Here is a 20,970-nt window from a genome sequence, read left to right as displayed (position 1 = left end):
CGAGCAGAACCGAGCGAAGAGGATCGTCACGTCCGAGCTTTCCGTGCCCGAGTTGCTGGCCACCGCCGTGGCCGCGCTGGGCGGCAGCGAGCGCGAAGGCCAGCAGCAGATGGCCGCCGCGGTGGCCCAGGCCTTCGACACCGGCCGGCACCTGGTCGTGCAGGCCGGCACCGGCACCGGCAAGTCGCTGGCGTATCTGGTGCCCGCGATCGTGCACGCCCTGCGCGACGACTCCCCGGTGGTGGTGTCGACGGCCACCATCGCGTTGCAGCGCCAGCTCGTCGACCGCGACCTGCCCCGGCTGATCGATTCGCTGGCCGCGGCGCTGCCGCGGCGGCCCCAGTTCGCGTTGCTCAAGGGACGACGAAACTATTTGTGCTTGAACAAGATTCACAATGGCGGGCCGGCCGACGGTGAGGAAGCCGCCGACCGGCCGCAGGAGGAACTGTTCAACCCGATGGCGGTCAGCGCGTTGGGCCGCGACGTGCAACGGCTCACCGAATGGGCGTCGAGCACCGACTCCGGTGACCGCGACGACCTCAAGCCCGGCGTGCCGGACCGGTCCTGGTCGCAGGTCAGCGTTTCGGCGCGGGAATGCCTCGGGGTGGCGCGCTGTCCGTTCGGCGCCGAATGCTTCTCCGAGCGCGCGCGCAGCCGGGCCGGTCAGGCCGATGTCGTGGTCACCAACCACGCGCTGCTGGCCATCGACGCGGTGTCCGACTCGGCGATCCTGCCCGAGCACGCGCTGCTGGTCATCGACGAGGCGCACGAGCTGGTGGACCGGGTGACCTCGGTGGCCACCGCGGAGCTGACGTCGGCGGCCCTCGGCATCGCCGCGCGCCGGATCGGCCGGCTGGTGAGCCCGGAACTGGTCCAGCGGCTGGAGGCGACGACGGCGACCTTCGCCGCGGCCATCCACGACGGCACGCCGGGGCGCATCGATCGCCTCGACGACGAGCTGGCGACCTACCTGGCGGCGCTGCGCGACGCGGCGAGCGCGGCCCGCTCGGCGATCGACACCACCAGCGACCCCAAGGCGGCGTCCGCGCGCGCCGAAGCGGTTGCGGCACTGAGCGAGATCTCCGACACCGCGTCGCGGGTGCTGGCGTCGTTCGGCCCGGCCATCCCCGACCGCACCGACGTGGTGTGGCTGGACCACGAGGACAACCGGGGCGCGATGCGCCCGGTGCTGCGGGTGGCCCCGCTGTCGGTGGCCGACCTGTTGCGCGACCGGGTGTTCTCGCGTTCCACCGTGGTGCTGACGTCGGCGACGCTGACCATCGGCGGCTCCTTCGACGCCATGGCCGCGGCCTGGGGGCTGAAAGGACCCGACGGTGACGACCCGCCCTGGCGCGGCCTGGACGTGGGGTCGCCGTTTCAGCACGCCAAGGCCGGAATCCTTTATGTGGCAGCGCATCTGCCGCCGCCCGGACGCGACGGCGTCGGCTCGGCCGAGCAGCTGACCGAGATCGCCGAGCTCATCACCGCCGCCGACGGGCGCACCCTGGGCCTGTTCTCGTCGATGCGGGCCGCCCGGGCGGCCGCCGAGGCGATGCGCGACCGGCTGTCGACGCCGGTGCTGTGTCAGGGCGACGACAGCACCTCGGCGCTGGTCGAGCAGTTCAGCGCCGAGCCGCAGACGTCGCTGTTCGGCACCCTGTCGCTGTGGCAGGGCGTCGACGTGCCCGGCCCGTCGCTGTCGTTGGTGTTGATCGACCGCATCCCGTTTCCCCGGCCCGACGACCCGCTGCTCGGAGCGCGGCAGCGCGCGGTGGCCGCGCGCGGCGGCAACGGCTTCATGGCCGTTGCCGCCAGCCATGCCGCGCTGCTGCTGGCGCAGGGCTCGGGCCGGCTGTTGCGGCGGGTCAGCGACCGCGGCGTGGTCGCGGTGCTCGACTCGCGCATGGCCACCGCCGGCTACGGCGGCTACCTGCGCGCCTCGCTGCCGCCGTTCTGGCAGACCACCAACGGCGCGCAGGTGCGAGCGGCGCTGCAGCGGCTGCGCACCGCCGCGACGGCTAGCGGGCCAGGGTGACCAGGCCCAGCTCGTTGCCGGCGGCCAACATCGGATGCCGGGGCAGCACCCGCACCGTGTAGCCGACCGACCCGGCCAGCGGCAGCGGCGTCGTCGTCGAGAAGACCTGATTGCCGCCCTCGGCCGTACCGGCGTACGACATCTCGACGGTGACCGGCTCGAGCAGTGCATCGCTGCCGTCCACCCGGCCCACCACCGCCTCGACGGTGACCTCGTCGGGCGCCAGCCCGCCCAGCGCCACGGTGGCGGTCAGGGTGAGCTTGGAGCCGAGCACCGGGCTGTCGGGCAGGCCGGTGCTGTCCACGTCGGTGATCACGATGTTGGGCCATGCCTCTTCGGCGCGCCGGCGATAGGCGGCCAGCTCCCGGGCGGCGCCGAACTCGGCGCCGCCGGTCGCCCCCTCGGCCGGTCCGATCGTCCGGCGCCACGACTGCGCGGCCGGCGTGTAGTACTGCTCGACGTAGTCGCGCACCATCCGCGACGCCAGCACCTTCGGGCCGAGCGTCTGCAGGGTGTGGCGCACCATCTCGATCCAGCGCGGCGGCACCCCGCGCTCGTCGCGTTCGTAGAACTTCGGCGCTACCGCTTCCTCGAGCAGCCGGTAGAGCGCGCCGGATTCCAGGTCGTCGCGGCGTTGCTCGTCGGCCACACCGTCGGCGGACGGGATCTCCCAACCGTTTTCGCCGTCGTACCACTCGTCCCACCAGCCGTCGCGGATGGACAGGTTCAGCCCGCCGTTCAGCGCGCTCTTCATCCCCGAGGTGCCGCAGGCCTCCAGCGGCCGTAGCGGATTGTTCAACCAGACGTCGCAGCCCCAGTACAGCAGCCGCGCCATCGACATGTCGTAGTCGGGCAGGAAGGCGATGCGGTGGCGCACCTCGGGCCGGTCGGCGAAGCGCACCACCTGCTGGATCAACGCCTTGCCGCCGTCGTCGGCCGGGTGGGATTTGCCGGCCACGATCAACTGGATCGGCCGCTGCTCGTCGAGCAGCAACTGCTGCAGCCGGTCGGGGTCGCGCAGCATCAACGTCAGCCGCTTGTACGTCGGCACCCGCCGGGCGAACCCGATGGTCAACACGTCGGGATCGAAAGCCGTTTCGATCCAACCCAATTCGGCGTCCGTGGCACCTCGTTCCAGCCATGAGCGGCGCAGCCGCTGCCGCACGTCCTCGACGAGCAACGACCTCAGCTGGCAGCGGATCCCCCACAGATGGCCGGCGTCGACCTGCTGCACCCGCAGCCACACGCCCGGGTCGCTGAACGAATCCGACCCCGCCAGTTCGTAACCCAGCTGCAGCCACTGCGGGGCCGCCCAGGTGCGCGCGTGCACCCCGTTGGTGATCGAACCGATCGGCACCTCGTTGCTGTCGAAGCCCGGCCACAGCTCGTTGAACATGGCCCGGCTCACCCGGCCGTGCAGCGACGACACACCGTTGGCCCGCTGGGCCAGGCGCAGACCCATGTGCGCCATGTTGAATTTCGTCGGATCGTCCTCGGCGCCGAGCGCCAGGATGCGGGCGGTCGGCACCCCCGGCAGCAGCACGGGCGCTCCCGCCGCGTCGTCGGCGTGGTCGTCGAAGTACAGCCGTACCATGTCGATGGGGAACCGGTCGATGCCGGCCGGCACCGGTGTGTGCGTGGTGAACACCGTGCTGGATCGCACCACCGCCAGGGCGGTGTCGAAGTCCAAGCCCGAACCCGTCATCAGCTCGCGGATGCGCTCGGCCCCGAGGAAGCCGGCGTGGCCCTCGTTCATGTGGAACACCTCGGGTTCGGGCAGCCCGTGGATCGTGGTGTAGGCGCGGATCGCCCGCACCCCGCCGATGCCGGCCAGGATCTCCTGCCGCATCCGATGCTCCTGATCGCCCCCGTACAGACGGTCGGTGACGCCGCGCAGGTCGTGCTCGTTCTCGGGCACGTCGGAATCCAGCAGCAGCAGCGGCACCCGGCCCACCTGGGCCACCCAGATGCGGGCATGCAGCTGCGCGGAGTCGGGCAGCGTCAACTCGACCAGGGCGGGATCGCCGGTGGCGTCGGTCAGCAGCCGCAACGGCAACCCCTGGGGGTCCAGCGCCGGGTAGTTCTCGTGCTGCCAGCCGTCGGCGGTCAACGACTGCCGGAAGTAGCCGGAGCGGTAGTACAAGCCCACCGCCACCAGCGGCACACCCAGATCCGACGCGGACTTCAGGTGGTCACCGGCGAGGATCCCCAGCCCGCCGGAGTAGTTGGGCAGCACCTCGGCGACGCCGAACTCCATCGAGAAGTAGGCGATGGCTGCCGGCATCTGCGCCCCCTGGTCCTGCTGCTGCTGGTACCACAGCGGGCGGCTCAGGTAGTCGTTCAGGTCGGCGGTCAGCTCGTCGAGCCGGCCCAGGAACGTCTCGTCGACCGCCAACTCGTCCAGCCGCGCCGGTTTGACCGCGCCCAGCAACGCCACCGGGTCGCTGCCGCAGCGCTGCCACAGCTCGGGATCGATGCTTGCGAAGAGGTCCTGAGTGGGCTTGTCCCACGACCAGCGCAGGTTGGTCGACAGCTGGTCCAGCGCGGCCAGACGCTCGGGCAGATGAGCACGGACGGTAAACCGGCGGAGGGCTTTCACGCGTCCCTACCTTACTGAGGTTCCCGGCCCGCGCACGGCGGCAGGAAAACACCGCTGCCGTGCGCCTGCGTTTGCTTTTCAGTGGCGGGGGTGTGACCGGAGACTAGGGTGGGTACCGGATAGTTATCGGGGTCGCGACGATGCTTCCCCACCCAGAAAGTTCCCCACCACAGGAAGTTTCCCGACGAGCGGCATTCCGCACGGAGCACACCGCGGGTGGGCCGCCCACAATCGGAAAACCCCGGTGCCGATTGCGAACCGCCAGGCGGGCGCGAAGGACCCGGGCAGATCGGAACGGAGTGTTGGTGCCCGGTCGTGTCGAGATCGATAACGTCCAGCCGGTCGTCTCCTGTGGGACATATCCCGCCAAGGCCGTCGTCGGCGAGGTGGTGCCGGTCAGCGCCTCGGTGTGGCGCGAGGGACACGAGGCGGTGGCGGCGACGCTGGTGGTGCGCTACCTGGGACCGGCCTATCCGCCGGTGACCGAGACGCGCCGGGTCAAGGCGGTGCAGGCACCGGTCGCCGACCGCGAGGGCAGGGTCGACCAGCAACGGATCAAGCCGCTGTCGCTGCCGATGACGATGGGCCCCGAACCCTACGTCTTCCACGGTCAGTTCACCCCCGACCAGGTCGGATTGTGGACCTTCCGGGTGGACGGCTGGGGCGACCCGATCCACTCCTGGCGGCACGGGCTGGTCGCCAAGCTGGACGCCGGCCAGGGCGAGACGGAGCTGTCCAACGATCTGCTGGTCGGCGCGGAGCTGTTCGAGCGCGCCGCCACGGGTGTGCCGCGCACCCGGCGCGAACCGCTGCTGGCCGCCGCGGCCGCGCTGCGCACCGCCGGGGACCCGGTCACCCGGACGGCGCTGGCGCTGGCGCCGGAAATCGAGGAGATCCTGGCGGAGTATCCGCTGCGCGATCTGCTGACCCGCGGCGAGCAGTACGGGGTCTGGGTGGATCGGCCGCTGGCCCGCTTCGGCTCCTGGTATGAGATGTTCCCCCGCTCGACCGGCGGCTGGGACGACGACGGCAACCCCGTGCACGGCACCTTCGCGACGGCGGCCGCGGCGCTACCGCGCATCGCGGCGATGGGCTTCGACGTCGTCTACCTGCCGCCGATCCATCCCATCGGGAAGGTACATCGCAAGGGGCGCAACAACTCTCCGACCGCCGGCCCGACGGATGTGGGCTCGCCGTGGGCGATCGGCAGCGACGAGGGCGGCCACGACGCCGTCCACCCGGATCTGGGCACCATCGAGGATTTCGACGCGTTCGTCGCCCGGGCCCGCGAGCTGGGCATGGAGGTGGCGCTCGACCTGGCGCTGCAATGCGCGCCGGATCATCCGTGGGCGCGCGAGCACCGCAACTGGTTCACCGAATTGCCGGACGGCACCATCGCGTACGCGGAGAACCCGCCCAAGAAGTACCAGGACATCTATCCGCTCAACTTCGACAACGACCCGGCCGGTCTCTATGACGAGGTGCTGCGGGTGGTCCGGCACTGGATCGACCACGGCGTCAAGTTCTTTCGCGTCGACAACCCGCACACCAAACCGCCGGACTTCTGGGCCTGGCTGATCGCCGCGGTCAAGGGCATCGATCCCGATGTGCTGTTCCTGTCCGAGGCCTTCACCCCGCCGGTCCGGCAATACGGGCTGGCCAAACTGGGCTTCACCCAGTCCTATACGTACTTCACCTGGCGCACCGCGAAGTGGGAGCTGACCGAGTTCGGCAACGACATCGCCGCGCTGGCCGATTTCCGCCGGCCCAACCTGTTCGTCAACACACCCGACATCCTGCACGCCATCCTGCAGCACAACGGTCCGGGGATGTTCGCCATCCGCGCGGTGCTGGCCGCCACGATGGGTCCGGCCTGGGGGGTGTACTCGGGCTACGAACTGTTCGAGCACCGCGCGGTGCGCGAGGGCAGCGAGGAGTACCTGAACTCCGAGAAGTACGAACTGCGGCCCCGCGATTTCGCCGGCGCGCTCGCCGAGGGAAGGTCGCTCGAGCCATTCATCACGCAGCTCAACACGATTCGGCGGCTCCACCCCGCGCTGCAACAGCTGCGCACCATCCATTTCCACGGCGTGGACAACGACGCGCTGCTCGCCTACAGCAAGTTCGACCCGGCCACCGGCGACTGCGTGCTGGTGGTGGTGACGCTCAACGCATTCGGCCCCGAGGAAGCGACGCTGTTTTTAGACATGGCGGCATTGGGTATGGAGCCTTACGAGCGCTTTTGGGTGCGCGACGAGATCACCGGCCAGGAATTCCAGTGGGGGCAAGCCAATTACGTTCGCATCGACCCGGCACAGGCGGTCGCTCACGTCATCAACATGCCGCTCATCCCCGATGAGGCTCGAATGACCTTGCTACGCAGGCGCTGAACGCACGACGAAACGGACCGGAGGTGAAAGGGACATGAGCCACGCCGATCAACTCGCTCGGACGCACCTGGCGCCCGATCCTGCGGACCTGTCGCGCCTGGTCGCCGGCACCCACCACGACCCGCACGGAATTCTCGGGGCCCACGAATACGGCGATCACACCGTCATCCGGGCGTTCCGGCCGCACGCGACCGAGGTCGCCGCGCTGGTCGGCGGCGACCGGTTCGCGATGCAGCACATCGAATCCGGCCTTTTCGCGGTGGCCCTGCCCTTCACGAACCTGATCGACTACCGGCTACAGATCACCTACCCCGACTCCGAGCCCTACGTCGTCGCCGACGCCTACCGCTTCCTGCCCACCCTGGGCGAGGTCGACCTGCACCTGTTCGGCGAGGGGCGCCACGAGCGGCTCTGGGAAGTCCTTGGCGCGCATCCCCGCTCGTTCACCACCGCCGACGGCGTCGTCACCGGGGTGTCGTTCGCGGTGTGGGCGCCCAACGCCAAGGGCATCAGTCTGATCGGTGAGTTCAACGGCTGGACCGGTACCGAAGCGCCGATGCGGGTGTTGGGCTCGTCGGGCGTGTGGGAGCTGTTCTGGCCCGACTTCCCGATCGGCGGGCTGTACAAGTTCAAGGTGCACGGCGCCGACGGCGTGGTCACCGAGCGGGCCGATCCGATGGCGTTCGCCACCGAGGTGCCCCCGCACACCGCCTCCCGGGTGACGCGCAGCAGCTACACCTGGGGAGACGCCGACTGGATGACCCAGCGCGCCGCGCGCAACCCGGTCTTCGAGCCGATGAGCACCTACGAGGTCCACCTGGGCTCCTGGCGTCCCGGGCTCAGCTACCGCCAATTGGCCCGCGAGCTGACGGACTACGTTGTGGAGCACGGCTTCACCCACGTGGAGCTGCTGCCGGTCGCCGAGCATCCGTTCGCCGGCTCCTGGGGATACCAGGTGACGTCGTACTACGCGCCGACCTCCCGATTCGGCACGCCCGACGAGTTCCGGGCGCTGGTCGACGCCCTGCACCAGGCCGGTATCGGTGTGATCGTCGACTGGGTGCCGGCACACTTCCCGAAGGACGCGTGGGCGCTGGGACGGTTCGACGGCACCCCGCTCTACGAACACTCCGACCCCAAGCGTGGGGAGCAACTCGACTGGGGCACTTACGTATTCGACTTCGGCCGTCGGGAGGTGCGTAACTTCCTGGTGGCCAACGCGTTGTACTGGCTGCAGGAGTTCCACATCGACGGGTTGCGGGTGGACGCGGTGGCCTCGATGCTGTACCTGGACTACTCCCGCCCCGAGGGCGGCTGGACCCCCAACGTCTACGGCGGCCGGGAGAACCTGGAGGCCGTCCAGTTCCTGCAGGAGATGAACGCCACCGCGCACAAGTCCGCGCCCGGCATCGTCACCATCGCCGAGGAGTCGACCTCGTGGCCCGGCGTGACCAGGCCGACAAACCTTGGCGGACTTGGATTTTCGATGAAGTGGAACATGGGCTGGATGCACGACACGCTGGACTACATCAGCCGCGACCCGATCTATCGCAGCTACCACCACCACGAGATGACGTTCTCGATGCTCTACGCATTCAGCGAGAACTACGTGCTGCCGCTCAGCCACGACGAGGTGGTGCACGGCAAGGGCACCCTGTGGGGCCGGATGCCGGGCAACAATCACGTCAAAGCCGCCGGGCTGCGCAGCCTGCTGGCCTACCAGTGGGCGCACCCCGGTAAGCAATTGTTGTTCATGGGCCAGGAATTCGGGCAGCGCGCCGAGTGGTCCGAAGAACGCGGCCTGGACTGGTGGCAGCTCGACGAGCAGGGCTTCTCCAACGGGATCCTGCGTCTGGTGCGCGACATCAACGACATCTATCGCAGCCACCCGGCGCTGTGGAGCCAGGACACCGTGCCCGACGGCTACTCCTGGATCGACGCCAACGACTCGGCCAACAACGTGCTGAGCTTCCTGCGCTACGGCAAGGACGGCTCGGTGATGGCGTGCGTCTTCAACTTCGCCGGCGCCGAGCACAGCGGCTATCGGCTGGGATTGCCGTCGGCCGGCCGCTGGCGCGAGGTGCTCAACACCGACGCGACGGTCTACAACGGCTCGGGCATCGGCAACATGGGCGGCGTCGACGCCACCGAAGACCCTTGGCACGGTCGGCCCGCCTCGGCGGTGCTGGTGCTGCCGCCGACGTCGGCGCTGTGGCTGGAACCCGAGTAGCCCGCAACGACTTTCGCGAGCGCGCTTAATACAGCGCGTTTGCCAGGTTGCGCCGTCCAGCCACGACCTCGGGGTCGGCCGGATCGAAAAGGTCGAACAGCTCGACCAGCCTGGTCCGCACCCGGGCCCGGTCGTCGCCGGATGTGTTGCGCACCAAGGCAATCAGGCGGTCGAACGCGGCGCCGACGTCCTGGTTGAGGATCTGCACGTCGGCGGCCGCGAAGGCGGCGTCGATGTCGCCCGGCGCGGCATCGGCGACGGCGACGGCGTCCGGGCGCTGCGCGGTGGCGCGGGTGAGGAAGTCGATCTGGCGGATGGCGCCCTTGGCCTCCGCGCTGGCCGGGTTGGCATCCAGGATCGCCTGATACGACGTCCGGGCCGCCTCGAAGTCGCCGGCCTCCAGCTGTTGACGGGCCGCGGCCAGCTCCGGGTCGACCGCCTCGGATTCCGCGGAACCCGTTGCGCCCTTGAGCTTCCCGGCGGTCGCCGAAAGGATCTGATCGAGCCAGCCGCGCAACTGGTCGGCCGGCTGCATGCCCTGGAAGCTCGAAATCGGCTGCCCGGCAGCCAATGCCACCACGGTCGGAACGGCATCCACCCCGAATATCTGGGCCACCCGGGGCGCCACGTCCACGTTGACGGTGGCCAACGACCACTTGCCGTTGTCCTGGGCGGCCAACCCGGACAGCGTGTCGAGCAGCTGGACGCACGCGTCGCTGCGCGGTGACCACAGCAGCACCACCACCGGCACTTCCTCGGACCGGATCAGCACCTCGGCCTCGAAGTTGGCCTCGGTGACCGCGCTGATGCCGGGGCCACCGTCGGCCGGCGCGGGCCCGCCGGCCGGGCCGCTCGCCGCCTGGGCCCGCTGCTTGAGACCGGAAAGATCGACGGCCCCGGCCAGGGCGGGGCCGATGGAAGGTCGCGGACGTGTCACGTCGTCAAGTTTGGCATGCGCATCGGCAACCGCTCCACCCGGTGGCGACGGCGCTCAGGCACTGGCCCGGCCACGGCGAAAGCACCCGAAAAAGCCCCGAAAAAGCGGTGTGATCGGCCGATATGACGAAGATCACACTTCGTCGCGGCGGGCGAATGCCAGCAACCTCGGCGAACGCCGCGACCGCTGGCTAACCCGCCCGCAGAATCAGCGCGTCGCCCTGCCCGCCGGCCCCGCACAGGGCCGCGACGGCGTAGCCCGAGCCGCGCCGCGACAATTCCAGCGCGGCATGCAGGGTGATCCGCGCCCCCGACATCCCGATCGGGTGCCCGACCGCGATCGCACCGCCGTTGACGTTGACGATGTCGGGATTCACGCCGAGTTCGCGGGTCGAGGCCAGCGCCACGGCCGCAAACGCCTCGTTGATCTCCACCACGTCGAGCTGGTCGACGGAGATGCCCTCGCGACCGAGCGCTTTCTTGATGGCGTTGGCCGGCTGCGACTGCAGGGTGGAGTCCGGTCCGGCGACCACCCCGTGCGCACCGATCTCGGCCAGCCAGCTCAGCCCGAGCTGCTGGGCCTTGGCCTTGCTCATCACGACCACCGCGGCCGCGCCGTCGGAGATCTGCGAGGCCGACCCGGCGGTAATGGTGCCGTCCTTGCGGAACGCCGGCTTGAGGCCGGCCAGCGACTCGGCGGTGGTGTTGGCCCGGATGCCCTCGTCCTCGGTGAACTGCAACGGATCGCCCTTGCGCTGCGGGATGTTCACCGGCACCACCTCGTCGGTGAACACGCCGTCCTTCCACGCCGCGGCCGCCCGCTGATGCGACCGTGCGGCGTACTGGTCCTGCTCTTCGCGGGTGAACTTGTCGACGTCGTTGCGCTGCTCGGTGAGCGCGCCCATCGGCTGGTCGGTGAACACGTCGTGCAGGCCGTCGTAGGCCATGTGGTCCAGGACCGTCACGTCGCCGTACTTGTAGCCCGCGCGGCTGTCCATCAGCAGGTGCGGCGCCTTGGTCATCGACTCCTGACCGCCGGCTACCACCACGTCGAACTCTCCGGCGCGAATCAGCTGGTCGGCCAGGGCGATGGCGTCGATCCCGGACAGACACATCTTGTTGATGCTCAACGCCGGCACGTCCCAACCGATGCCGGCCGCCACGGCCGCCTGCCGGGCCGGCATCTGACCGGCCCCGGCCGTCAACACCTGCCCCATGATCACGTACTCGACCAGGTCGGCCGGGACGTTGGCCTTCTCCAGCGCGCCGGCGATGGCGATGGCACCCAGGTCGCTGGCGGAGAAATCCTTCAGCGAACCCATCAGCTTGCCGATGGGTGTCCGCGCTCCAGCAACGATCACCGACGTCGTCATGACTCTCTCCTCAGGCCTGCTAATGCCTCCCGGGAGCCTCCCGGAGAAGCGCAATCTTTGCCGTCAGGTTACCGTTATGAGATGACGACCGATCAAGTTGACGCCCGTCAGGTCCTGGCCACCGCGCTGGTGACGGCGATCGATCACGTCGGCATCGCAGTCGCCGACCTGGACGCGGCAATCGCCTGGTATCACGACCACCTCGGCATGATCCTGGTGCACGAGGAAGTCAACGAGGAGCAGGGAATCCGCGAGGCGATGCTGGCCGTGCGGGGTGCCCCGGCGGGCACCGCGCAGCTGCAGCTGATGGCCCCGATCGACGACTCCTCGACCATTGCGAAGTTCCTGGATAAGCGGGGGCCTGGCATCCAGCAGATGGCGATGCGGGTCAGCGACCTGGACACCCTGATCGAGCGGCTCCGCGAGCAAGGCGTGCGGCTGATCTACGACGCACCGCGTCGCGGCACGGCAAACTCGCGGATCAACTTCATCCACCCCAAGGACGCCGGCGGCGTGCTCATCGAGCTCGTCGAGCCGGCCGCCTGAGCCGTCGGATTCACGACCACTTCCGGGTGGGGCCGCGGGTGGCGCGGTGCGCCCAGCAGCCGGTGTGCCAGTGCCGGCGGTCCTCGGCTCCCCCGAGCGTCGGCTCGACCGGCCATACCACCAGATGGGCTGCGCCCGAACGGATTTCGTGATCGCAGCCGGGGCACCGGTAGGTCTTGACGGCACGCGCCGCCGCGATGGGACGGACCTCGTAGTCATGCCCGTCGGGCCCGGCTTCCACCCGGCGCAGTGCCGGTGGCGGCCCGAGCGGCCGTTGCCGGCGGGGCGGTGTGCGGCGCCGAGCCATGCGACCAGTGTAGGGGCGAGGCCCTAGAACAGCCGGTATTCGTCGCTGTCCATCCCGCGCATCTTGTCGTAATCCAATGTCACACAACGGATACCACGATCGGTGGCCAGCGTGCGGGCTTGCGGTTTGATCTGCTGCGCGGCGAACACGCCGCGCACCGGCGCCAGCACGCTGTCGCGGTTGAGCAGCTCGAGGTAGCGGGTGAGCTGTTCCACGCCGTCGATCTCGCCGCGCCGTTTGATCTCCACCGCCACCGATCCGCCGCGCTCGTCGCGGCAGAGCAGATCGACCGGCCCGATGGCGGTCATGTACTCGCGGCGGACCAGCGTGTACCCCTCGCCCAGCAGTTGCACGTGCTCGGCGAGCAGGGCCTGCAGGTGCGCCTCGACGCCGTCCTTGACCAGGCCGGGATCGACGCCGAGGTCGTGGCTGGAGTCGTGCTCGATGTCCTCGACGGTGATGCGGAGCTGCTCGCCGGCCTTGTTCTCGACCACCCACACCGGCGCCGCATCGCCGGCCTCCTCGCGCAGCCAGCACGGCGGGCTCATCCAGTTCAACGGCTTGTAGGCACGGTCGTCGGCGTGCACGCTGACCGATCCGTCGGCCTTGAACAGCAGCAGCCTGCGCGCCGACGGCAGATGCGCGGTGAGCCGGCCGACGTAATCCACGGTGCACTGGGCGATCACTAGACGCACCCGACTCACCTTAGAGCGTGGCCGACAAATTAGGCTGACGCCACCATGTCGGCCACGCAGAGCACGGCACAACGCATCGGCCGGGTGCTCGAAAAGATCACCCGGCAAAGCGGCCGCCTGCCGGAGACCCCCGCCTACGGCTCCCTGCTGCTGGGGCGGGTCACCGAGAGCCAGCACCGGCGGCGGATCCGCATCCAGATCATCATGACCGTGATGGTGCTGGGCGCCAACCTGATCGGCATCGGGGCCGCGCTGATCCTGGTGATCGTCGCCATTCCGGCGCCGAGCGTGTTCAACGACGCGCCGGCATGGATCACCTTCGGGGTCGGGCCGGCCTATGTGGCCTCGGCGTTGGCGGTGGGCACCTACTGGATCACCCGGCGGACCGTGCTGGCGCTGCGCTGGGCCATCGAGGAGCGCAAGCCCACCCCCACCGACGAACGCAACACCTTCCTGGCCCCGTGGCGAATCGCGCTGGTGGATCTGGTGTTGTGGGGCGCCGGGACGCTGTTGCTGACCGTCCTCTACGGCCTGGTCGACACCATGTTTATCCCGCGGTTCCTGTTCGGGGTGAGCTTCTGTGGTGTCCTGGTGGCCACCGCGTGCTACCTGCTCGCCGAGTTCGCGCTGCGCCCGGTGGCTGCTCAGGCCCTCGAGGCGGGACCGCCGCCCCGGCGACTGACCGCGGGCATCATGGGCCGGACCATGACGGTGTGGTTCCTCGGCTCGGGCGTGCCCGTCATCGGCATCGCCCTGTTGGCGCTGTTCGAGATATGGCTGCGGAACCTGACCGAGACCGAGTTCGCCGTCGGCGTGCTGATCGTGTCGACGGCGGCGCTGATCTTCGGCTGCCTGCTGATGTGGATCCTGGCCTGGCTCACCGCGACGCCCGTGCGCGTGGTGCGTGCCGCCCTGAAACGCGTGGAGCGCGGCGACCTGCGTGGCGACCTGGTGGTGTTCGACGGCACGGAACTCGGTGAGCTGCAACGGGGATTCAACGCGATGGTGGACGGCCTGCGGGAGCGCGAGCGGGTGCGCGACCTGTTCGGCCGGCACGTCGGTCGCGAGGTGGCGTTGGCCGCCGAGCGGGAACGGCCGAAGCTGGGCGGCGAAGAACGCCACGTCGCCGTCGTGTTCATCGACATCGTCGGCTCCACCCAACTGGTCACCCGCCGGCCACCGGCCGAGGTGGTATCGGTGCTCAACCAGTTCTTCGGCATCGTCGTCGAGGAGGTGGACCGGCACTGCGGCTTGGTCAACAAGTTCGAGGGTGACGCGACGCTGGCCATCTTCGGGGCGCCGAATCATCTTGACTGCCCCGAGGATGCGGCGCTGACCGCCGCGCGCGCCATCGCCGACCGGCTGGCCAACGAGATGCCGCAGTGTCGCGCCGGCATCGGCGTGGCGGCCGGGCAGGTCGTCGCCGGCAACGTCGGCGCCCGGGAACGCTTCGAGTACACCGTCATCGGTGAACCGGTCAACGAGGCGGCCCGGCTGTGCGAGCTCGCCAAGTCCCACTCCGGCCGCCTGCTCGCGACGGGCGACGCCATCGAAGGCGCGAGCGAAAAAGAGCGGGCCCGTTGGTCTTTGGGCGACACCGTGACCCTGCGCGGCCACGAGCGTCCCACCCGGCTGGCCTCGCCCGCCGGCGCCGCCGACCGGCCGGCCGGAACGGATTGATTTTCGGAAGAAATGGGTAGAGGGACAACGACTCTAACCCCTCGAGAGATTGGTTTCGACGTGACCGGTAGCCGAAGTGCCCGCCGTATTTCCGTCGCCGCCGGGATGGCCGCCGCGATAGCGTTGAGCCCGCTGGCCGCGGGGTGCAGCTCGGGCAACAACAAGAGCCCGACGACCTCGACCGTCACCACCACCGTCACGACACCGGTCACCGTCACGACCACCGCACCGGCGGCGACGACCACCGCCGGGCCGGGCGGTGGCGGTGGCCCGATCGTCGGACCGGGCGGTGCGACCACCGCCGGCCCCGGCGGATCCGGGCGGGGCCGGACCCGGCGGCGCGAGCGCGAGTGTGCCGGGCGCCGGAGCATCCGCGGGGCCCGGCGGCGCGGGTGCCTGCGCCGGCGGTGTCTGCGTGGGGACCCCGCCCGGGCCGTAGCCGCGGACCCGCGGGCGAGCCTCACTTCACGCTGGCCACGCCGGCGACCACGCGCCGGCCGATGCGGAATCCGTTGTCCCGCACCAACAATGCGACCAGTGCGGCGCCGGCCATCAGCAGCACGACGACGAAACAGACAGTCGCCGACCAGCCGCCCACGCCGTACAGGACGCCGCCGAACGCACCGGCCACCGAACCACCCAGGTAGTAGCTGAACAGATACAGCGCCGACGCCTCGGCGCGGTCGCGCTGAGCGACGGCGCCCACCCAACCGCTGGCCACGGTGTGCGCGGCGAAGAAGCCCCCGGTGAAGACGCCGACGCCGGCGACGATGGCGGCCAGGGAGGGCGGCACGGTCAGCAGCAGTCCGGCTACCGCGATGGGTAACGCGGCCCCCAGCACCAGGGGGCGTCCCCGGCGATCGGCGAGCCGTCCGGCCACGACCGACGTCCCCGTCCCGACGAGATAGAGCAGGAAAAGCAGGCCCACCACCGACGGCGCCAGCCCGAACGGCCGGGCGGCCAGCCGGTAACCGAGGTAGTTGTACACCGTCACGAATCCACCCATCAGCACAAAGCCCACCGCAAAAAGCTTGGCCAACACCGGGTTTCGCAGATGCCCGGCGAGGTTGCGCAGGGCGGCGCGCACGCTGGCCGGCTTCGGGGTGAAGAACCGGGACCGCGGCACCAGCACCGCGAACACCGCCGTGCCGGCCAGCGTGATGAGGGAGCACGCCAGCAGGGCCACCCGCCAGGTGCCGACCTGGACGACCACCGACGGAACGATCCGCCCGGCCAGCCCGCCTATCGTGGTTCCGGCGATGTAGCGCCCCATCGCGGATCCCAGGGACGACGCGTCGACCTCCTCGGCCAGCAGCGCCATCGCGACCGCGGGTATCCCGGCGAGCGCGACGCCCTGCACCGCACGTCCGAAGACCAGCACGCCGAGCGAGGGGCTGAACGGCAACAACAGCCCGATGACACTGGAGGCCACCCCTGAGATCAGCATCACCCTGGTCCGGCCGTAGCGCTCGGAGAGCACACTCGCGGGAATGATCGACAGCGCCAACGCGCCGGTCGTCAGCGACACGGTCAGCGCCGCGGTGGCCGGGCCGATCCGGTGGTGCGCCGACAGGGCGGGAAGCAGCGCCTGGGTGCAATACATCGCGGCGAAGCTGGCCAGGCCGGCGCCGCAGAGCGCCGCGGTCATCCGCCGGTATCCGCGGGTTCCTGCTTGATGCGCGACCGGACCGTTGGGCATGACCACCATGCTTCGGGCCGGCACCGCCCGACAGAAATGAATTTTCGCCCGCCCTATGATGCGTTCAGCGCATAAGTAGAGGTGGGCGGGATGGCAGTGGGTGACTACGAGTGGTTCATCACACTCGCCGAGCTGCAGCACGTCACCGCGGCGGCCGAGCAGCTGCACGTCGCACAGCCGACGTTGACCCGGATGCTGGCGCGCCTGGAACAGCGACTCGGCGTGGCGCTGTTCGATCGTCACGGCCGGCGACTGTCCCTCAACACCTACGGCCGCATCTTCTACGAACACGCGCGCCGGGCGCAGTTGGAGCTGGATTCGGCACGGCGTGCGATAGCGGATCTGGCGGATCCCGCCGTCGGCGAGATCCGGTTGGCCTACCTCAGTTCATTCGGATCAACCGTGGTGCCGCGGTTGATCGCCCGGTTCAAGGAGTCGTCTCCGCGGGTGACCTTCACACTGGAGGAAGGCGCCGCCGAATCGATCGCCGATCGCGTGCGGTCCGGCGGCGTGGACATCGGGGTGGTATCCCCGCGACCGGTCGAGCGAACCCTGGCCTGGCGCAGCCTGTTTCGCCAGCGCCTCGGTGTCGCGGTGCCCGATGGTCATCGATTCGCCCGCGGTGCCGCGGTGTCCATGGTGGACCTGGCCGACGAGCCCTTCGTGACGATGCACCCCGGGTTCGGGATGCGACGGCTCCTCGACGAGCTTTGCGCCGCAGCCCAATTCCGGCCTCGGGTCGCCCTGCAAGCGCCGAATCTCACGACCGCGGCCAGCCTGGTCGCCGCGGGGCTGGGCATCAGCCTGGTCCCGATCGACGGCAGCAGCTATCCGTCGGGAGTATCCGTCAAGCCGCTGGCCGACGCGGATGCCTACCGCGATGTCGGCATGATCTGGGATTCCGGCCGACCGTTGCCGCGCTCGGCGCGCGACTTCATCGCGGGCGCCGCGGCCGTCGGGCACGGGGGTTGGTAACCGAGCGCGTCCCCGCTCCACGCCCGGCGACGACGATGTCGCTTTTCCGCTAGTTTTGTCGGCGGGCGGGTGTAAGTCTTGAGGCGTGCACGACGATTTCGAACGCTGCTACCGCGCCGTCCAGTCCAAGGATGCGCGGTTCGACGGCTGGTTCGTCACCGCCGTGCTGACCACCGGAATCTACTGCCGGCCTAGTTGCCCGGTGCGGCCGCCGTTCGCCCGTAATGTGCGGTTTTATCCGACCGCGGCGGCCGCTCAGCGCGCCGGCTTCCGGGCCTGCAAGCGGTGCCGTCCCGACGCCTCGCCGGGATCGCCGGAATGGAACGTGCGCGGCGACGTGGTGGCGCGCACGATGCGGCTGATCGCCGACGGCACGGTGGACCGCGACGGTGTCGGCGGCCTGGCCGCCCGGCTGGGCTACACCACCCGGCAGCTGGAGCGGTTGCTGCAGGCGGAGGTCGGCGCCGGTCCGCTCGCGCTGGCCCGGGCGCAACGCGCCCAGACGGCGCGGGTGCTGATCGAGACCACGGAGCTGCCCTTCGGCGACGTGGCATTCGCCGCCGGCTTCTCCAGCATTCGTCAGTTCAACGACACCGTGCGCGCGGTGTTCGAAAGCCCGCCGAGCGTGCTGCGCCGGCGCGCCGCGGCGCGCTGCGCATCCACGGCCAATTCGCCTGGCGCCGTGTGCCTTCGGCTGCCGGTCCGCACACCCTTCGGCTTCCAGGGCGTCTTCGGTCACCTCGCCGCGAGCGTCGTTCCCGGGTGCGAGGAGGTCCGCGACGGCGCCTACCGACGCACGCTGCGGCTGGGGTTCGGCACCGGCATCGTCACGTTGACCCCCGCCGCCGACCACGTCCGTTGCGAGCTGGTGCTCGACGACTTCCGGGACCTGACGGCGGCGATCGCCCGTTGCCGGCGGCTGCTGGATCTCGACGCCGACCCCGAAGCGGTGGACGAGGCGGTGGCCGCCGACCCGCAGCTCGCCCCGGCGGTGAGAAAGGCGCCCGGCCAACGCATTCCGCGCACCGTCGACGAGGCCGAGCTCGCGGTGCGCGCCGTGCTGGGCCAGCAGGTGTCCATCCGGGCGGCGCGCACCCATGCGGGGCGTTTGGTCGCCGCCTACGGCCGGGCGGTCCACGACCCCGAGGGAACCTTGACCCACACCTTCCCGTCGGTGCAGCAGCTGGCCGACGTCGACCCCATCCATCTGGCGGTGCCCAAGGCCCGGCAGCGCACGCTGGCCGCGCTGGTCGCCGGCCTCGCCGACCGCAGCATCGTCCTGGACACCGTGTGCGACTGGCAAAGCGCCCGAACACAATTGCTGGCATTACCGGGAGTCGGCCCGTGGACCGCGGAAGTCATTGCGATGCGCGGCCTGGGCGACCCCGATGCGTTCCCGGCCGCCGACCTGGGTCTGCGCGTCGCGGCCAAACGGCTCCGACTGCCGTCGAGCCAGCGGTCGCTGACCGCTGCCAGCGCACGCTGGCGGCCCTGGCGTTCCTATGCCACGCAATACCTTTGGACCACTCTCGAGCATCCGGTGAACCATTGGCCACCGCAGCAGCCATCGAAGGAGACAGCATGATCGAGTACCGCACCGTCGACAGCCCGATCGGACTGCTGACCCTGGCCGGGCGCGATCCGGTTCTGACGAACTTACGGATGGTCGACCAGACCTACGAACCGAGCCGCACCGGGTGGACGGAGAATCCGCGGGCGTTCGCCGGGGCCGTCGAGCAACTCGGTGCCTATTTCGCCGGCGAGCTCACCGAGTTCGACATCGAGCTGGATCTGCGCGGCTCGGAATTCCAGCGCCGGGTGTGGCGGGCGCTGCAGACCATCCCCTACGGGGAAACCAGGTCGTACGGCGAAATCGCCGAGCAGATCGGCGCGCCCGGCGCCGCGCGCGCCGTCGGATTGGCCAACGGGCACAACCCGATCGCGATCGTGGTGCCCTGCCATCGCGTCATCGGCGCCAGCGGGAAGCTGACCGGATACGGCGGCGGACTGGACCGCAAACAAACGCTGCTGGCGCTGGAGAGGCGCCACTCGCCGGCGAGCCTGACGCTATTCGACTGAGCGGGTGCCGGGCCGGTAAAACTGGCCAGCATAAGGATTTTCGGTTTCATTCACCGCGGTTGCCCTCGGTCAAGTCCGCGAGAAATCGCGGCAGGCGACCCGCACCGAAATCGTAGAAGCGTACCCAGGTCGCCGTGATCCCGATCCTCGCCTGGCGGTCGTACGTCGTGCGCACCTGCTCCTCGAACCTCGCGGCGGCGTCGGCGTCCATGCTCTTGCGGGCGGCAGCCAAATACTCCGGCACCACGCCGTCGACGATCTCCACACGGGCCCGCCCGCGAATCGACAACGCGCGCGCCGTCTCCGGCGTATCTCCACCGTCGATGGACAGGGCGACATCGGCACACGCGGACAGGGCAGCGACCTTCGGAGACGTGGCGGCGGTGGCGATGACGAATTCCGCACCGGTCCAGAAGTAACCCACCGGGATCACCCTCGGCGTCCCGTCCTTGGCCGTATACGCCAGATGCGCCGCCGACGTGGAGGCGAGCAACTCTTGCGCCCCGGGCGCGCCCAATTCGGCCGCGATCTCGGATCTATCCATGACGAACCCGCCTCGATCGTGTCCGCGACATGAGCGCCTCCCCTTTTCCTCTCCACGCACGGGTAGACCCGCCGGCGCCGTAAAAGTCATCGCCTAGCGGAAGCCCCCGCACGCACGGTTATCCGCCCGTCGATCTACCAGCCTCGACAACAGCGAATGTAAAAACGCCCCCGGTTTCCCGGGGGCGTTTTTGTATGTTCGGCGGTGTCCTACTTTTCCACCCGTATGGGCAGTATCATCGGCGCTGACAGGCTTAGCTTCCGGGTTCGGAATGGGACCGGGCGTTTCCCTGTCGCTGTGGCCGCCGTAACTCTATTTAAATTTGTTTCGGTGGGGGGTGTGGTGCCCGAGTTTCCACGGCGAATTGCCGCGAAAATGGATCGTGGTTGCGAGTTGTGTGTTGGTAAGTTTTCGGCCGGTTAGTGCCAGTTCCCTGCACTCATTACTGAGCTTCCAGGTCTGGCCTATCAATCCCGTGGTCTGCGGGGGGCCTTATCCCTCTAAAAGGGTGAGAAACCTGATCTTGGAGAAGGTTTCCCGCTTAGATGCTTTCAGCGGTTATCCTGTCCGAACGTGGCTATCCAGCCGTGCCCCTGGTGGGACAACTGGTATACCAGAGGTTCGTCCGTCCCGGTCCTCTCGTACTAGGGACAGGTTTCCTCAAGTTTCTGACGCGCGCGGCGGATAGAGACCGAACTGTCTCACGACGTTCTAAACCCAGCTCGCGTGCCGCTTTAATGGGCGAACAGCCCAACCCTTGGGACCTGCTCCAGCCCCAGGATGCGACGAGCCGACATCGAGGTGCCAAACCATCCCGTCGATATGGACTCTTGGGGAAGATCAGCCTGTTATCCCCGGGGTACCTTTTATCCGTTGAGCGAC

At 69.3% G+C, this 20,970-nt stretch carries 15 protein-coding genes and 2 rRNA genes; 8 read left to right on the top strand and 9 right to left on the bottom strand.

Annotated elements, in window-relative coordinates:
- The first annotated feature begins 22 nt into the window (after positions 1 to 22).
- Positions 23 to 2,035, top strand: coding sequence for an ATP-dependent DNA helicase (locus NF20_RS05290; protein WP_033712534.1), 2,013 nt, complete (start codon positions 23 to 25; stop codon positions 2,033 to 2,035).
- Here the strand turns inward: NF20_RS05290 and glgP are convergent.
- Positions 2,019 to 4,634 (bottom strand): alpha-glucan family phosphorylase, encoded by a 2,616-nt coding sequence (gene glgP / locus NF20_RS05285; protein ID WP_023881211.1) that lies wholly within the window; start codon positions 4,632 to 4,634, stop codon positions 2,019 to 2,021. The genes NF20_RS05290 and glgP overlap by 17 nt on opposite strands.
- A 305-nt stretch (positions 4,635 to 4,939) precedes the next feature.
- Here glgP and NF20_RS05280 point away from each other — a divergent pair, with 305 nt between their 5' ends.
- Together NF20_RS05280 and glgB are read left to right on the top strand one after the other, a co-directional pair.
- A complete protein-coding gene (locus tag NF20_RS05280; RefSeq protein ID WP_198801502.1) occupies positions 4,940 to 7,024 on the top strand; it encodes an alpha-1,4-glucan--maltose-1-phosphate maltosyltransferase in 2,085 nt (694 codons plus the stop codon).
- 34 nt (positions 7,025 to 7,058) lie between these two features.
- Complete coding sequence (gene glgB / locus NF20_RS05275; protein WP_023861307.1) at positions 7,059 to 9,254, top strand: 1,4-alpha-glucan branching protein GlgB; 2,196 nt, start codon at positions 7,059 to 7,061, stop codon at positions 9,252 to 9,254.
- Positions 9,255 to 9,279: 25 nt separating this feature from the next.
- Here glgB and NF20_RS05270 read toward each other — a convergent pair whose 3' ends face one another.
- Together NF20_RS05270 and NF20_RS05265 are read right to left on the bottom strand one after the other, a co-directional pair.
- Entirely contained in the window at positions 9,280 to 10,191 is a 912-nt protein-coding gene (locus NF20_RS05270; RefSeq protein WP_011724214.1) for a tetratricopeptide repeat protein, read from the bottom strand.
- Between the two features lie 190 nt (positions 10,192 to 10,381).
- Positions 10,382 to 11,563, bottom strand: coding sequence for an acetyl-CoA C-acetyltransferase (locus NF20_RS05265; RefSeq protein ID WP_011724213.1), 1,182 nt, complete (start codon positions 11,561 to 11,563; stop codon positions 10,382 to 10,384).
- Between the two features lie 81 nt (positions 11,564 to 11,644).
- On the opposite strand from NF20_RS05265, the gene mce reads away from it, so the two are divergent.
- Entirely contained in the window at positions 11,645 to 12,109 is a 465-nt protein-coding gene (gene mce / locus NF20_RS05260; RefSeq protein WP_003873207.1) for a methylmalonyl-CoA epimerase, read from the top strand.
- A gap of 10 nt (positions 12,110 to 12,119) precedes the next feature.
- Here the strand turns inward: mce and NF20_RS05255 are convergent, their stop codons facing one another.
- Together NF20_RS05255 and nucS are read right to left on the bottom strand one after the other, a co-directional pair.
- Positions 12,120 to 12,416 (bottom strand): hypothetical protein, encoded by a 297-nt coding sequence (locus NF20_RS05255; RefSeq protein WP_023861306.1) that lies wholly within the window; start codon positions 12,414 to 12,416, stop codon positions 12,120 to 12,122.
- Between the two features lie 23 nt (positions 12,417 to 12,439).
- On the bottom strand, positions 12,440 to 13,111 hold the full coding sequence (gene nucS / locus NF20_RS05250) for an endonuclease NucS (RefSeq protein ID WP_003873208.1): 672 nt from the start codon (positions 13,109 to 13,111) through the stop codon (positions 12,440 to 12,442).
- 45 nt (positions 13,112 to 13,156) lie between these two features.
- Between nucS and NF20_RS05245 the strand changes: the two genes are divergently transcribed.
- The gene (locus NF20_RS05245) at positions 13,157 to 14,791 is read left to right on the top strand and encodes an adenylate/guanylate cyclase domain-containing protein (RefSeq protein ID WP_009975725.1); all 1,635 of its coding nucleotides are present in this window, start codon (positions 13,157 to 13,159) and stop codon (positions 14,789 to 14,791) included.
- 460 nt (positions 14,792 to 15,251) lie between these two features.
- On the opposite strand, the gene NF20_RS05240 is transcribed toward NF20_RS05245, so the two are convergent.
- A complete protein-coding gene (locus tag NF20_RS05240) occupies positions 15,252 to 16,499 on the bottom strand; it encodes an MFS transporter (RefSeq protein ID WP_023870934.1) in 1,248 nt (415 codons plus the stop codon).
- An 81-nt stretch (positions 16,500 to 16,580) separates the two neighbouring features.
- On the opposite strand from NF20_RS05240, the gene NF20_RS05235 reads away from it, so the two are divergent.
- The 3 genes from NF20_RS05235 to NF20_RS05225 all read left to right on the top strand — a co-directional run bounded on the left by NF20_RS05235 (position 16,581) and on the right by NF20_RS05225 (position 19,544).
- Positions 16,581 to 17,465 carry a LysR family transcriptional regulator gene (locus NF20_RS05235; protein WP_011724209.1) on the top strand — a complete coding sequence of 295 codons (885 nt, stop codon included), beginning with the start codon at positions 16,581 to 16,583 and terminating at the stop codon, positions 17,463 to 17,465.
- A gap of 85 nt (positions 17,466 to 17,550) precedes the next feature.
- Positions 17,551 to 19,050 carry a DNA-3-methyladenine glycosylase 2 family protein gene (locus tag NF20_RS05230; protein WP_033712530.1) on the top strand — a complete coding sequence of 500 codons (1,500 nt, stop codon included), beginning with the start codon at positions 17,551 to 17,553 and terminating at the stop codon, positions 19,048 to 19,050.
- Positions 19,047 to 19,544: a methylated-DNA--[protein]-cysteine S-methyltransferase gene (locus NF20_RS05225; protein WP_010949605.1), complete on the top strand. Its 498-nt coding sequence runs from the start codon at positions 19,047 to 19,049 to the stop codon at positions 19,542 to 19,544. Before NF20_RS05230 ends, NF20_RS05225 begins: the two co-directional genes overlap by 4 nt.
- Before the next feature lie 46 nt (positions 19,545 to 19,590).
- Here the strand turns inward: NF20_RS05225 and NF20_RS05220 are convergent, their stop codons facing one another.
- The 3 genes from NF20_RS05220 to NF20_RS05210 all read right to left on the bottom strand — a co-directional run.
- Entirely contained in the window at positions 19,591 to 20,088 is a 498-nt protein-coding gene (locus tag NF20_RS05220; protein ID WP_011724207.1) for a pyridoxamine 5'-phosphate oxidase family protein, read from the bottom strand.
- A 196-nt stretch (positions 20,089 to 20,284) separates the two neighbouring features.
- Positions 20,285 to 20,397 (bottom strand): 5S ribosomal RNA (gene rrf, locus NF20_RS05215).
- 90 nt (positions 20,398 to 20,487) lie between these two features.
- A 23S ribosomal RNA gene (locus NF20_RS05210) occupies positions 20,488 to 20,970 on the bottom strand; the annotation flags it as partial.

Source organism: Mycobacterium sp. MAC_080597_8934 (assembly GCF_000523975.1).
GTDB lineage: Bacteria > Actinomycetota > Actinomycetes > Mycobacteriales > Mycobacteriaceae > Mycobacterium > Mycobacterium avium.
Note: the sequence above shows the minus strand (reverse complement) of the source record. Positions and strands in the feature narration are given on the sequence as shown.

Excerpts from the sequence above, each read along its gene's own strand:
- mce (WP_003873207.1), top strand. The coding sequence starts at position 11,645 with ATGACGACCGATCAAGTTGACGCCCGTCAGGTCCTGGCCACCGCGCTG.
- NF20_RS05235 (WP_011724209.1), top strand. The coding sequence starts at position 16,581 with ATGGCAGTGGGTGACTACGAGTGGTTCATCACACTCGCCGAGCTGCAG.
- NF20_RS05255 (WP_023861306.1), bottom strand. The coding sequence starts at position 12,416 with ATGGCTCGGCGCCGCACACCGCCCCGCCGGCAACGGCCGCTCGGGCCG.
- NF20_RS05220 (WP_011724207.1), bottom strand. The coding sequence starts at position 20,088 with ATGGATAGATCCGAGATCGCGGCCGAATTGGGCGCGCCCGGGGCGCAA.
- NF20_RS05240 (WP_023870934.1), bottom strand. The coding sequence starts at position 16,499 with ATGGTGGTCATGCCCAACGGTCCGGTCGCGCATCAAGCAGGAACCCGC.
- NF20_RS05265 (WP_011724213.1), bottom strand. The coding sequence starts at position 11,563 with ATGACGACGTCGGTGATCGTTGCTGGAGCGCGGACACCCATCGGCAAG.
- NF20_RS05225 (WP_010949605.1), top strand. The coding sequence starts at position 19,047 with ATGATCGAGTACCGCACCGTCGACAGCCCGATCGGACTGCTGACCCTG.
- NF20_RS05245 (WP_009975725.1), top strand. The coding sequence starts at position 13,157 with ATGTCGGCCACGCAGAGCACGGCACAACGCATCGGCCGGGTGCTCGAA.
- glgB (WP_023861307.1), top strand. The coding sequence starts at position 7,059 with ATGAGCCACGCCGATCAACTCGCTCGGACGCACCTGGCGCCCGATCCT.